Here is a 12,933-nt window from a genome sequence, read left to right on the forward strand (position 1 = left end):
TCGCTCCTTTATGGGGTTATCTTATAAACTCTTGCTTCGTAAGGTTCAAGCATAAATGAAGGCTCCAGACGAACATTCTTAGTTTCATAGTTGGAGATAAGAAGCTCTGCATCGGTCTTGCCTAGTTCATAGGGCCAAGTAAACTCAGCTTGCTCGTCGGAGAAATTCAGGAGAATGAGCATTTGTTCCTCATCCAGAGTTCGCGTGTAAGCATAGATGTCCGGATCTATCGGCTGAAGAAGCTGATATTCGCCGTAGAGCAGCACCTTGCTCTTTTTACGCAACTCGATCATTTTTTTGTAATAGTGGAAGATAGAATCCTTGTTCTTTCTATCACGGTCCACGTTAATGTCTGGATAATTGGTGTTCAACCTGATCCAAGGCACCCCAGTGGTAAATCCCGCATTTTCGGATTCGTCCCACTGTAAGGGCGTTCTGGCATTGTCCCGGCTCTTATTCCAGATGGCTTTCATAATCTCGTTGTCGGAGAGACCCTTCATTTTGGCCTGCTCGTAATAGTTGAGTGTCTCGACATCCCTATAATCCCCGATGGAAGGAAAGTGAGCATTGGTCATGCCGATTTCCTCACCTTGAAAAATGTAGGGTGTTCCTTCCAGCGTAAGCATGAAAGTAGCAAGCATTTTAGCAGATTCTATGCGGTATTTCGCATCATTACCGAACCGCGAGACCGGTCTGGGCTGGTCATGGTTGCCTAAATAATTAGCGTTCCAGCCTTTTCCGTGAAGTGTGGTCTGCCAGCGGCTCATGATCTTTTTTAATTCAGGTACTGTCCAAGAACGTGACTGCCATTTGCCGGTACCCGGCGCTGCTGCATCCAAGGACATGTGTTCGAATTGAAACACCATATTTAACTCGTGCCGTCCATCCCCGACGTATTCCAACGCTTGTTCGGGACCGAGTCCAGATGTTTCTCCGACGGTCATAATGTTATAATCCATAAGCACTTCCTCGTTAAGTCTCTTGAGCATTACATGGACTTTCTCAAGGTTAGAGAAGAGCTGATAAGCTTGTACCACTGTTAAATGCTGGGGATTCTCCGCGTCGGGTAATCCTCTGGTTTTGACAATATGGGCGATGGCGTCAAACCGGAATCCGTCTACACCTTTCTCAAGCCACCACCGGATCATCTGGTAGAGCGACTCTACCATTTCGGAATTCCGCCAATTCAAGTCAGGCTGATGCTTGGAATAGAGATGCATATAGTATTCTTCTGTCGTCTGGTCATACTCCCACACTGAACCGCTGAAATACGATTCCCAGTTGTTAGGGAACAGGCCGTTTTTGCCTTCCCGCCAAAAATAGTAATCCCGTTTCGGATTATCCTTGGAGCTTCGTGATTCTTTGAACCAGGGATGCTGATCGGATGTATGGTTGAGGACCATATCCATCATGATTTTAAGCCCTCTCGCATGTGATTCTCTAAGCAGTTCGTCAAAATCGGCCATCGTCCCGAAATCCGGGTTGATTGCATAAAAATCGCTGATATCATATCCGTTATCTGCTCCCGGGGATTCGTAGATAGGGCAGAGCCATAAGACATCCACACCGAGTTCTTTCAGGTAATCCAGCTTGGAGATGATGCCCCGAAGGTCACCTTTGCCGTCTCCGTTCGAATCCATAAAACTTGCCGGATAGATTTCGTAGACAACACATTCTTTCCACCATTTCCCCGTCAATCCTGTATCGGTCATGTTATCTCTCCTTAATGAACCAGCATGTCGATCATTATCCATTGCCTCCCTGAAAAGAAGGGTATTGTGTCATACCTCCGTCTGCAACAAGAGTAATCCCTGTAACATAGCTGGATTCATCGGACGCCAGCCATGCCGCTACGGCCGCTATCTCTTCCGGCTTGCCGATATAACCGAGCGGTACCAGCTTTTCAACCGCCGCCCTGGATGCCGGATCTGCAAATTTGACCGCATTAATCGGCGTTTCAATCGCTCCTGGTGCAATATTATTGATTCTGATTCCTCTAGGCGCGAACTCCAAGGCCAGCGTTTCCGTCATTAGCTTAATCCCGCCTTTGCTGGTCGCATAGTGAACAAAATGGGGCCATGGAATTTGCTCATGAACACTGGAGATATTGATGATTCGTCCTTTAATGTCATGATCCAGCATGTACCGGATGGATTCCCTGCAGCCCAAAAAAGCACCCGTCAGGTTCACATCAAGCACTCTTCTCCAATTGTCCAGCGTCATGTCCTCCGAAGGAACTTCGTTTTCTATTCCTGCATTATTGATCATCACATCAACCGCCCCGAAGGACTCGTGAGCCAGACGAATGAGCTCTTGTATATCCGCTTCCTTGGAAACATCGCCTTTCAGACTGACGGCACGGCCACCGTGTTCTGTAATTTCCTGAATGATTGGGTCCACATGTTCCTCATTACTGTAGTAGTTAATGACAACATTGGCTTTCTCCCGCCCAAACCTTTGGGCCATCTCCCGTCCCAGACCGGTGGATGCTCCGGTAATGACGACAGTACGGCCTTTCAATTCCTTGTACATGTTAGCCTCCTTGCCGAGCTTCGGATTTTGTTGATTTGTTGATAAGGGTAACACCTGTATAATAAATAGTAAGCTTGCCAACTAATTTTTAAACATTATAATTAAAAGGAAACAAGATATATGCCTGCTTATACATAAGGCTGGGCATCCATTTTATTAGTGAGGAGCTGTCGGCGATGTCAAAACATCCCTCAGAAAAATTAGCGGTTATTTTTTACCGGTTGAATCGAAACTATCAATATCTTATGGCGCTTCGTCTAAAACCATACAACATCACGCCAGAGCAGTGGAATGTGCTGAAACATCTTCAAGAGCAGGATGGCCTGACCCAAAAGGACCTAACCTACATGGCGGATAAAGATAAAACGACGGTTACCCGGATGATCGAAAGTCTGGTGGAGAGGGGGACGGTTACCAAAGAGGTGAATTCGGAAGACCGCCGTTCTTATCGGATTTTTCTTACTGAAGAGGGAAAAGAGCTTATTCGTCAAGTTCAGCCGATTCCAGATCGTGTGAACTGGGAGGTATGCAGCGGATTATCTGATGAGCAGATTCTTCAGTTAAAGGAGACGTTGGACGTTTTGCAGGAACAGATACTAACTGAAATTGAGCACTACAGCCTTCAAAGGGGAAATATTACACATGCATTTAACTAATCGAAAAGGGTATCATTGGCTGGTTGTCTTCACGGTATGTATAGGTGCCTTTATGGCAGCCCTTGATGCAAGCATAATCAATCTGGCATTACCAACACTTGTACGGCAATTTGATATTAGCATGTCTGATGCCGAATGGATTAGTCTGGTTTACTTACTAACGCTTGCATCGCTGGTTATCCCATTTGGAAGATTGGCGGATATGTATGGCCGCCGCTGGATGTATGCCGCTGGCTTTGGGGTATTTCTATTCAGTTCTTTATTGTGCGGTTTATCGTCTAGTTTGATAATGCTGCTACTATCCAGAGTGTTACAAGCAATTGGAGCAGCTATGTTACAAGCTAACAGTGTCTCCATTATTACTGCTTCCACCCCACAGAAGCATCGTGGGAAGGCTATTGGTATTCAGGCGAGTGCACAGGGGATTGGACTTAGCCTGGGTCCGGTAATCGGTGGAGCCTTTCTTTCGATAGGGGACTGGCGCTGGTTATTCTTTATTAATATTCCAATAGGTATCATAGGAACAATCATGGCTGTATTTTTACTTCCGAAAGATATACTGGGCAAGAACCGAGATCCCTTTGATTATTGGGGGAGCTTATTTCTCATTCCTGCCCTAGTCTTGATCGTGTATGTTTTGAATAAGGGAGAGAATACGGGATGGACCTCACCGATTATTACATTATGTTTGTTCGCAGGTTTACTTGCATTAACTTCGTTTATCAGAGAAGAGCGCCGCTCCAATTCTCCTTTACTTGATTTGAATTTGTTTAAGAACAGTATCTTTTTGACTGGTAATGCGGCAAGCTTTCTTTCTTTTACGGCGATGTATGGAGTGTTGCTTCTCAGTCCTTTTTTAATTGAAAGCGAATTTCACACGTCTATTACCATGACTGGATTTTATTTATCATTTGTACCGGTCGGTATGACTGTTTTCACTCCTGTTTCCGGTTATTTATCTGATCGGTTTGGTATTCGCTTTCCGGCAATTATGGGGATGAGTGCAGTTTTTGGAGGATGTATTTTACTGGCTTGTATTCAGAATGAGAATGATATTCCGCTTCTTCTTTCTGGTCTATTATTAGTTGGCATAGGGATGGGGATCTTCACGCCTCCCAATAACAGTCATATTATGGGGAGTGTTCCCAAAGAGCGGCTAGGGGTGGCAGGTGCAACGTTGAATATGAGCAGGACGATTGGCATGGGTATGGGGGTTACTCTTAGTGGCATGCTATATCAAATGTCGCTTAGATTACTGCCGGCTACTGGGAGATCATCCGCTATTGCAGCATATAGAATTTCTTTTGTGCTTATTGGGTTACTAAGTGCTGCAGCACTTTTTATAGCTCTTTTCCAGAAGAAATCAGGGCATAAGTACAGCGAGGAGTTTATAGAGTACTATATTTAGCAAAGCTGATCCTATGATGGGTTATATAAGCTTAACCTCTTTTTTAAATCTTCTAAAAGTTCATTGGGCATTTCCCTAACCTTAACATCAGCACCCAGAAAAAGTAGCCAATTCGTTATTTCAGCCAACTCTCCAGGCTTGTTCACATGAACAAAAGTCTTTATCGTGCCTGTGGTTTGGTAAGGGTTGGTGTAGGATAATGATATTTTTAAAGGATGGTATTTTTTGAACTGGGCAATCGCTTTTGGACCAAGATCAAGGACAAGGTTGATTGCTTCTTCCTGCTTACTTAGCTTTTCAATAATTTTTTTCTTGCTTGTTCTATTTTTCACCGGATAGGGTATGACATGGGTAAGCTGGTCTACCGGAAAAATCCGCTTCTTTTCTTCATTTAAGTCAAAGCCTTCAATCAGCCAAAGGTTCTTTTCACGATATAGGTGCATGAGATATATGGGATAAGACTGGATTACCTTCTCTTCTTCGATGGAAATCAATAAATAGCTATCTACAAGAAGAAGTTGGATCAGTTTTTCCAGCATCGGATGGGGAAGGTCGGACAGGTCAAGCAGATCAGGATTGTTTGGGTTGGTTCCTTCAAAGAGCAAGGTCTGATTCAAAAGAAAAAGGTCTTCCTGCTGGTTTTCTGAGATGAGACCCAGTAATTTTTCCGTTAAGGACTGACGACTCTTAAGGTAGGGGAGCTGCCCATTTCTTGTTGCCATGAAGGCAATAAAAAGAGCTTTGACTTCATTATCAGTAAACCGGACAACGGGAAGAACGGAGTTGCGCATGACAGAATACCCCCCGTCCCTTCCAACTTCAGCGACCAGCGGCATTCCCATGGCTTCTATTTCTCTGATATCTCTAATAGCTGTCGAACGTGAGATGTTAAACTCCTGCATCAGTTCAGTAATGGTAAAGTGGGCGCGATTGTTGATATACCGCATGATGATATTAATCCGTTCAACTTTTTTCATGGGAGCTCCTAAACAGTATCATTTTTTGACATGATTTAAGGCTATCATATAATTATCAAGTGAAGAAGACAAATCATTTGATAAATCCACATAAAAAGGATGGTTAAGACAATGGAGACGTATACCCTTGAAGAAAAAGAAAGCTTTACTGTTATAGGTTTAGGAACTGAACTCAAAAGTGATTACACAGATTATGCTGGCATTAACAAGGAGAAAGCAGACTTTTGGCTGGCCGTCAGTCAAGATGGAAGGCTTGACACTTTAAAAGCGATGGCCACTAACGACTACGTATTTGCCGTAAACGAAGCGGTGAATAGTAAGATGATGCATTATGCTGGCGTTATGACCGATGCAGCGGCACCAGAAGAAGCCAGAGTGATCCAATTTCCTAAGGGAGATTATCTGGTTGTCAAAGGGGAAGGAACGACGGCAGATGAATTGAATAACAAGCTTGCCGGTGTTGCCTTTGGACAAGTTCTGCCGGAAGCAAAAAACTTTGCGTATGTAGGCGGACCTAATACAACAGTAGAGATGGGGCAGCGAAATGGCCTCATTGTTGGTGAACTGTGGATTCCTGTGGTAAGGAAATAATAATCGGAGCATAAGAGGAGGTTTGGAAATGTCACATATCGTTGATTTTACAAATGTGTCTACGTCAGGCTTGGAGTCTTCACCTGTAGCAGAAGCGCTAGCTGGTCTACGTGCGAATGAAGCCCGTTACTTCATGAACAAATATAAACATGAATTTGAGGTTCTGCCTGCCAGTGAAAGCCAGGATACTCTTGATTATGTGAACCGGGTATTAAAAGAAGAACGTGATCTTGTTTTTGCAGCCAAACCTCTAGAAACGTCGCGCTTTCAAGTGGAGAATATCCGGTTTGCCTACGTCTTTTATGAAGATGGTCTGGCGATCAATGTCATGTATACAGTAGATGACCCTAAGAAACGGGCTGTAGGTTTTAAACTCTCTGAGGGGATGGAGATTCCACAGGAGTTAGAAGGGAAGTTTAAGTTTGCCAGACAGAAGTCTAAACTTGCGGGTACCATCCGGGGTTCGTTTTTTGTCATTAAAGGAGAATACGAATAATCCGATCTGACGGCCTGGACAAGTAGAACCGGTGGCTGTGGGTATAATCATCGTTTGGTTTGTGAATTTCTTGCATAAGCATCGGCCTATAATGGAAAACTTCTGGAGTGTGCACTTTGAATTCCAAGGAGGTTAACAAGATGACAACTCAGGACCCGGAAGAGCTTCTTAAGAAAAAACACGAGATGGATGAGCAAAAAAGACAGTTTACCAATTTTGCCAAGGCCGCTTCCGGTCATGTTGAATTAGAAGCAGGTCAAGAATTCAGTAATGACCGAGTGCCTGATGATCAAAACCGTATGAAATCTGTGGAGAACCGACGCGATTGATCTTAAGAAAGTGATAAAAAATATGCCGATCCTTTTCTGGATCGGCTTTTTGCGTATTATTCAGCATTAACCCCTATGACTGTGATAAATCAGTATGGATCAATTATATATTAGTATTAATCATTGGATTGAAGGACACGCTGCTTTATAATTTCATTGTATTATCAAAGATAGATAAATCCAACTCAATTGAGGGGCTGCAGGCGATGATCGAACTGAAGGGCAAACATGTCGTTCTTCACGATGGTGATTTGAAACGCAGAGAAGAAGCAAACCGGCGGTATTTAATGAAATTGACGAATGATAATCTCCTGTTTAACTATAAAGTAGAAGCAGGCAGATACCATGGCAGAGATATTCCACATGATGCACATGGGGGATGGGAGACGCCTGTCTGTCAGATCCGGGGGCATTTTCTTGGACATTGGCTGTCTGCCGCAGCTATGCGGTTTCATGAGACTGGAGATTTGGAACTCAAACTTAAAGCGGATATCATATTAGACGAGCTTGCCGAATGCCAGAAAGATAATGGCGGACAATGGGCTGGGCCTATCCCAGAGAAATATTTACATTGGATCGCAAAAGGAAAAGGGATCTGGGCTCCACAGTATAATATCCATAAGTTATTTATGGGACTTGTTGATATGAACCAATTCACCGGAAGTCAAAAGGCACTCGATGTGGCAGATCGATTTGCAGACTGGTTCGTCACATGGAGTAGCACCTTCACAAGAGAGAAATTCGATGACATTCTGGACATGGAGACAGGCGGTATGCTTGAAGCTTGGGCGGACCTGCTCCATATTACCGGGAATGATAAATACACTACCTTGCTGGAACGTTATTACCGCAGCAGACTTTTTCACCCGTTACTTGAAAACAAAGACCCTCTGACCAACATGCATGCCAACACAACCATTCCTGAAGTACTCGGTTGTGCTAGAGCTTACGAAGTAACAGGTGAACAGAGGTGGCTGGACATTGTCACTGCCTACTGGAAATGTGCGGTTACAGAGAGAGGAACGCTGGCAACTGGCGGGAATACTGCGGGTGAAGTGTGGATGCCCAAAATGAAGATTAAGGCACGCCTCGGTGATAAGAATCAGGAGCACTGTACGGTATATAATATGATTCGTCTGGCAGAGTTTCTCTTCCGGCATACATCAGATCCGGCCTATGCGCAGTATATCGAATATAATCTGTACAACGGTATTATGGCTCAAGCTTATTATCAGGAGTATTCTCTGACCGGCAATAAGCACGGTAATCCCGAATCAGGGCTATTAACTTATTTCCTGCCGATGAAGGCTGGCCTCAGGAAGGATTGGAGTTCGGAGACTGATAGCTTCTTCTGCTGCCACGGAACAATGGTACAAGCTAATGCAGCATTAAACAGAGGTATTTATTATCAGGATCAGAATGATCTCTTTGTATGCCAGTATTTTCACTCTGAGCTGACAACTGAGATCAACGAAGAGAATGTCCGAATTTATCAATCTCAAGATCATATGAGTGGAAGCATGCTGAACTCTTCGAACACTGCAGGACAGCAGGAATTGAATGAGATCACAGCTCTTCACGAGAATCTGCCTAATTATAAAAAGTATGATTTCGAAGTCCATACCACCTCTTCGAATGAGTTCGCAATCCATTTCCGTATTCCAGACTGGATCATGTCGGAAGCCGTCATCTATGTGAACGATGAGTTACATGGGAAATCTGCAGATCACCATACATTCTATAGCATATCACGGAATTGGAGATCCGGTGATCGGATCAGTATGATATTGCCTATCGGCATCAGGTTCATTCCTCTGCCGGACGACGAACAGACAGGAGCATTTCGCTTTGGTCCTGAAGTACTGGCTGGTATTTGTGAGAATGAAAGGATTCTCTTTACACAAAAAGATGATGTTGCGTCTGAATTGATACTGGAAAATGAACGGGAGTGGGGCAGCTGGCGCTATTTCTTCAAGACAGTACATCAGGATCCGGGAATTCAGCTGAGAAGAATTCGCGATATCGGTTATGAACCCTATCAAGTTTACTTCCCGATAAAAAAAGCTTAGGCACCTATCGGCGAGGTAGATAACGTGGTTAACTAAAAATGATTATTGCGGACAAAAAAGTAAAGGGTGGTTATCTAGTGGAATATCATGTTGCAATTCAAGGAAGCGATCAGGTGCCGGGTACGGAGGCACAACCTTTCCGTACTGTTTCACGCGCTGCGGCTATAGCGGAGCCGGGAGATATCATTACCGTGCATGCCGGTGTCTATAGGGAATGGGTCAACCCGGCCAATGGAGGAACAAAGGAACAGAGGATTGTATACCAGTCTGCCGGCGATGGAGAAGTGGTTATCACGGGTGCTGAGCCTGTAGCTGACTGGAAAGCCGAAGGGAACGGTGTCTGGAGGGCGGAAGTGCCAAACAGTCTGTTTGTCATCCGCAACCCCTATCAGACTAAATTGCAAGGTGATTGGTTGTTTGAGGGTGCATTCGAGCCGCATCTGGGGGATGTTTATCTGGACGGAAAATCCCTATATGAATGTGATAGCGTTACCAAATTGCACAATCCCCAGGTTTGGCCACAGGCCAAATATGCGGAGGACTCTTTGATGCAATGGTACGCGGAAGTAAGTTCAACGACCACCACCATATGGGCGAACTTCGGAGGCAAAGACCCCCGCCAAGAGAATGTGGAAATCAATGTGCGCCCTTATTGCTTCTGGCCTGAGAAGACCGGCCTCAACTATATTACCGTCAGGGGCTTTACTCTACGGCAGGCATCCCCCCAGTGGGCCCCGCCAACGGCTTTGCAAGAAGGACTTATAGGTCCCCATTGGAGTAAAGGCTGGATTATTGAGAATAATCGGGTCAGCGAGTCCAAATGTACAGGTATCAGCTTAGGCAAAGAGAGAACTACCAGTCAGAACGAATACTCGGACATTCGTAGTAAAGGCGGAACGCAACGGGAGCAGGAGGTTATTTTCGGTGCATTGCGCAAGAATTGGCATAAGGATCATATCGGAAGCCATATTGTCCGCAACAACATAATTCATGATTGTGAACAGGCTGGAATTGTTGGACATTTAGGTGCTGTTTTTAGCCGGATCAACCAGAACCGCATTTATAATATTCATCACAAGCGCATCTTCCACGGCGCAGAAGTGGGGGGAATCAAACTCCATGCCGCACTGGATACCCAGATTAGCGGAAATGTCATCTATAGCTCCTACCGGGCGCTTTGGCTGGATTGGCAGGCGCAAGGCACCCGCATCAGCCGGAATATCTTTTATGACAATCTGTCCGAGGATCTCTTTGTGGAGGTCTGCCACGGCCCTTATATGGTGGATCATAACCTGTTCCTGTCTCCTATGAACTTCCGCAATATGGCCCAAGGCGGTGCGTTTGTGCACAATCTGTTTACTGGCAGATTCGTGGTGCGCTCCGAGCTTACCCGCTATACCCCCTACCATATGCCTCATGAGACAGCGGTTGCAGGGTACAGCAACATCACGGGCGGCGACGACCGGTATTACAATAACATATTTATAGGTGATGATGATCCGAACAAAGAGCCGCTGCCTATGACCTTTTTCGAGCATCTTCCGCTCACACCAAGGGAAGATATGGATTACGGCGGTGCAGCGGTGATGGACGGTGTACCAGATAACTCCCGCTGTTATCTTCATCCTGCAGGACTGGGCGGCTACAACGATTACCCGAGTATTCGTGAAAAGCGGTGGTGGGAATATTCAAAGGAAGAAATTGCGGCCTTAAAGGAATCCGGTAAGCCATTTCAGCCCGATCAGATCGCACTCCCCGTTACGATACAGGGTAATCTGTATTTGAAAAGCGCGGTGCCGAGTAGCCATGAGACAAATGCTAAGGTTTATGTCCAGGGTGGGATCGAGATCGAAATCGATCCGGCTAAATGCAGGATACAAGTGCATGTCCATAGCCCAGAAATACTACGTGCTGCAGCCCCTACGGTAGTTACAACTGATCTTCTCGGCAGAAGCCATCACGCTGAGATGTACTATGAGGAGCCGGATGGATCTTCTTACCGTTTCGACCACGACTTCTTTCATAAGCTACGCCCAGAAAAAAATGTAACACCCGGACCCTTTGAAATATTTGACAACAGTCCGGTGGAGATTGTTCTGTAAACAGCAGTGCATGAGAGGTCATTCAGGCTGAGTATAACGAAAATATCACTCAGCATACTTCTAATGTGAAGATGGTACCTTTGGATATGACGAGATTGATCGAGTTATTTCGAGCAAAGAAGCAAAGTTGCAGTACAGACAGCCGAATTAATTCCATTAAGTTGAATATTATTAGAAATGAGCTGACATCCCGTTATGTACCGGTTATCAGCTTGTTTCTATTTTGAGTAAGCCAAACAGAATAGCGTTTTACTTGAAAAACCCTGCCGTCTATGGTGCACTAGATGGCAAGGACGAGTCTTAGCTTATAAGCTACTTAGCATCAATTGAAATAATGAGGCATGACGCTGTTCGTCATGCATGGCGTGCATAAAATGCATATTAATCGGGTGATTAGTTGCTCTATAGGCAATTTCTTGATAGAACGCTGCCGTTTCTAATTCATCGTGAATTGCGGTTCTGACGCCTTCTTGGAATGTCACAGGCATCTTACCGGCAGGTATTTGCGGTTGTTGTCCCCCCAGGTGGTTTAGAATCATGGTAAACCAATGATAATGCTTGAATTCATCCCTCTGGATACGTAAAATTGTCTGCCGGTACTGTTCATTCGGTGCTAATTCAGCTAACCTTTGATAATATCGATAGGCATGAACCTCACCAACAATTGCTTTAGAGATATCAGGGATAAGAAATGTATCGGTAAATGCCATTCCTCCTTGCATACCCATTTGCCCCATTTGTCCGCCCATAGCCCTCAATCCGTCTGCATAACCCATTTGATACACTAACATCTCCTCCATAAATTTACATATACCTTACCTTATGCTGTGCCATCGTCATTTGAGCCTAGATCCATTAAATTCTCCTGATGCGCTGTAGCGGAAGTAGTGAGTGGGTATCTGTACCTGTAATGGAAAACTGACATGTTGATATCCTTTATTTTGTTTAGCCGAAGGTATCTAGGGTAAGGATATGAGGAAAAGAAACATTTATCACGAAAATATGGAGGTTGAATAGTCATGTTCCATTATACGGTTGAAACCTCAAAGACCCCTGAAGAGGCGATAGCGGAACTTACTGAACATTTGAAAGAGGATAAATTTGGCGTCCTTTGGGAGCTTGATATGAAGAGCAAGCTTCATGAAAAAGGAGTTGAATTAGATATGGCATACCATATTCTTGAAGTATGTAATCCGAATGAAGCGAAACGGGTATTATCCGAAAACATACTGGTCGGTTATTTTCTCCCATGCAAGATTGCCGTCTATGAAGAGAATGGGAAAACTAAGATCGGGATGCCAAAACCTACGTCGCTCATTAGTATGATTCCAACCGATAAATTGATGGCTATTGCTTCAGATATTGAGAACCGGCTTGTTGCTTGTATCGACAAGAGTCGATAACTTAAGGGATTAGAGTCCTAAGTAATGTAATAGATGGCTAGAGGAAGTATGTATGTAAAAGATTTTTTCCAAGTCTTTGCAAAGATATGCGACGATTGTGCTACAGAATGTGCAAAGTTCCAAGACGCACTCTGCCAGGCATGTGCTGAGTATTGCCGCAAATGTGCAGATGAATGCCGTAAAATGGCTTCGTAAATCTGGATTCTAAACCTAAAAGGAATCAATAAACAAGCTGACATACCGCTCTGAAACGGTTGTCAGCTTGTTTGTATGAGCAGGTAACTGTGATTCCTGAATTTTTTGTAGCTTCATCAAAAACGTACAGTTTCAACATTTTAACTACATAACTTCCTTTTATAATAAAGACAAA

At 44.5% G+C, this 12,933-nt stretch carries 13 protein-coding genes; 9 read left to right on the forward strand and 4 right to left on the reverse strand.

Features of this window, described 5'->3' with window-relative positions:
- Positions 1-8 precede the first annotated feature (8 nt).
- Positions 9-1,712 (reverse strand): glycoside hydrolase family 13 protein, encoded by a 1,704-nt coding sequence (locus ACAN54_RS03145; RefSeq protein ID WP_379152407.1) that lies wholly within the window; start codon positions 1,710-1,712, stop codon positions 9-11.
- A gap of 34 nt (positions 1,713-1,746) precedes the next feature.
- Positions 1,747-2,532: a glucose-1-dehydrogenase gene (locus ACAN54_RS03150; protein ID WP_379152410.1), complete on the reverse strand. Its 786-nt coding sequence runs from the start codon at positions 2,530-2,532 to the stop codon at positions 1,747-1,749.
- A gap of 176 nt (positions 2,533-2,708) precedes the next feature.
- Between ACAN54_RS03150 and ACAN54_RS03155 the strand changes: the two genes are divergently transcribed.
- Complete coding sequence (locus ACAN54_RS03155) at positions 2,709-3,188, forward strand: MarR family winged helix-turn-helix transcriptional regulator (protein WP_379152413.1); 480 nt, start codon at positions 2,709-2,711, stop codon at positions 3,186-3,188.
- Complete coding sequence (locus tag ACAN54_RS03160) at positions 3,175-4,596, forward strand: MFS transporter (RefSeq protein WP_379152416.1); 1,422 nt, start codon at positions 3,175-3,177, stop codon at positions 4,594-4,596. Before ACAN54_RS03155 ends, ACAN54_RS03160 begins: the two co-directional genes overlap by 14 nt.
- Positions 4,597-4,607: 11 nt before the next feature.
- Here ACAN54_RS03160 and ACAN54_RS03165 read toward each other — a convergent pair whose 3' ends face one another.
- Entirely contained in the window at positions 4,608-5,573 is a 966-nt protein-coding gene (locus tag ACAN54_RS03165; protein ID WP_379152419.1) for a helix-turn-helix transcriptional regulator, read from the reverse strand.
- A 111-nt stretch (positions 5,574-5,684) separates the two neighbouring features.
- Here ACAN54_RS03165 and ACAN54_RS03170 point away from each other — a divergent pair, with 111 nt between their 5' ends.
- The 5 genes from ACAN54_RS03170 to ACAN54_RS03190 all read left to right on the forward strand — a co-directional run bounded on the left by ACAN54_RS03170 (position 5,685) and on the right by ACAN54_RS03190 (position 11,160).
- Positions 5,685-6,164 carry a GyrI-like domain-containing protein gene (locus ACAN54_RS03170; RefSeq protein WP_379152422.1) on the forward strand — a complete coding sequence of 160 codons (480 nt, stop codon included), beginning with the start codon at positions 5,685-5,687 and terminating at the stop codon, positions 6,162-6,164.
- A gap of 28 nt (positions 6,165-6,192) precedes the next feature.
- Complete coding sequence (locus tag ACAN54_RS03175) at positions 6,193-6,660, forward strand: DUF8821 family protein (RefSeq protein ID WP_379152425.1); 468 nt, start codon at positions 6,193-6,195, stop codon at positions 6,658-6,660.
- Positions 6,661-6,800: 140 nt separating this feature from the next.
- Entirely contained in the window at positions 6,801-6,989 is a 189-nt protein-coding gene (locus tag ACAN54_RS03180; protein ID WP_379152429.1) for a hypothetical protein, read from the forward strand.
- A 206-nt stretch (positions 6,990-7,195) separates the two neighbouring features.
- Positions 7,196-9,058 (forward strand): beta-L-arabinofuranosidase domain-containing protein, encoded by a 1,863-nt coding sequence (locus ACAN54_RS03185; protein WP_379152432.1) that lies wholly within the window; start codon positions 7,196-7,198, stop codon positions 9,056-9,058.
- Between the two features lie 77 nt (positions 9,059-9,135).
- Positions 9,136-11,160 (forward strand): right-handed parallel beta-helix repeat-containing protein, encoded by a 2,025-nt coding sequence (locus ACAN54_RS03190; protein WP_379152435.1) that lies wholly within the window; start codon positions 9,136-9,138, stop codon positions 11,158-11,160.
- Between the two features lie 305 nt (positions 11,161-11,465).
- Here the strand turns inward: ACAN54_RS03190 and ACAN54_RS03195 are convergent, their stop codons facing one another.
- On the reverse strand, positions 11,466-11,936 hold the full coding sequence (locus ACAN54_RS03195) for a ferritin family protein (RefSeq protein ID WP_379154135.1): 471 nt from the start codon (positions 11,934-11,936) through the stop codon (positions 11,466-11,468).
- Between the two features lie 243 nt (positions 11,937-12,179).
- Between ACAN54_RS03195 and ACAN54_RS03200 the strand changes: the two genes are divergently transcribed.
- Together ACAN54_RS03200 and ACAN54_RS03205 are read left to right on the forward strand one after the other, a co-directional pair.
- Positions 12,180-12,563, forward strand: a complete 384-nt coding sequence (locus ACAN54_RS03200) for a DUF302 domain-containing protein (RefSeq protein WP_379152438.1) — start codon at positions 12,180-12,182, stop codon at positions 12,561-12,563.
- A 33-nt stretch (positions 12,564-12,596) separates the two neighbouring features.
- Positions 12,597-12,758 carry a four-helix bundle copper-binding protein gene (locus ACAN54_RS03205; RefSeq protein WP_489685736.1) on the forward strand — a complete coding sequence of 54 codons (162 nt, stop codon included), beginning with the start codon at positions 12,597-12,599 and terminating at the stop codon, positions 12,756-12,758.
- Positions 12,759-12,933: the final 175 nt, after the last annotated feature.

This window comes from Paenibacillus diazotrophicus, from assembly GCF_042610465.1.

Bases quoted from the DNA above. Each gene is read 5' to 3' on its own strand.
- ACAN54_RS03205 (WP_489685736.1), top strand. From the start codon at position 12,597: ATGGCTAGAGGAAGTATGTATGTAAAAGATTTTTTCCAAGTCTTTGCA.
- ACAN54_RS03185 (WP_379152432.1), top strand. From the start codon at position 7,196: ATGATCGAACTGAAGGGCAAACATGTCGTTCTTCACGATGGTGATTTG.
- ACAN54_RS03165 (WP_379152419.1), bottom strand. From the start codon at position 5,573: ATGAAAAAAGTTGAACGGATTAATATCATCATGCGGTATATCAACAAT.
- ACAN54_RS03160 (WP_379152416.1), top strand. From the start codon at position 3,175: ATGCATTTAACTAATCGAAAAGGGTATCATTGGCTGGTTGTCTTCACG.
- ACAN54_RS03180 (WP_379152429.1), top strand. From the start codon at position 6,801: ATGACAACTCAGGACCCGGAAGAGCTTCTTAAGAAAAAACACGAGATG.
- ACAN54_RS03175 (WP_379152425.1), top strand. From the start codon at position 6,193: ATGTCACATATCGTTGATTTTACAAATGTGTCTACGTCAGGCTTGGAG.
- ACAN54_RS03195 (WP_379154135.1), bottom strand. From the start codon at position 11,936: ATGGGTTATGCAGACGGATTGAGGGCTATGGGCGGACAAATGGGGCAA.
- ACAN54_RS03145 (WP_379152407.1), bottom strand. From the start codon at position 1,712: ATGACCGATACAGGATTGACGGGGAAATGGTGGAAAGAATGTGTTGTC.
- ACAN54_RS03150 (WP_379152410.1), bottom strand. From the start codon at position 2,532: ATGTACAAGGAATTGAAAGGCCGTACTGTCGTCATTACCGGAGCATCC.
- ACAN54_RS03170 (WP_379152422.1), top strand. From the start codon at position 5,685: ATGGAGACGTATACCCTTGAAGAAAAAGAAAGCTTTACTGTTATAGGT.
- ACAN54_RS03155 (WP_379152413.1), top strand. From the start codon at position 2,709: ATGTCAAAACATCCCTCAGAAAAATTAGCGGTTATTTTTTACCGGTTG.
- ACAN54_RS03200 (WP_379152438.1), top strand. From the start codon at position 12,180: ATGTTCCATTATACGGTTGAAACCTCAAAGACCCCTGAAGAGGCGATA.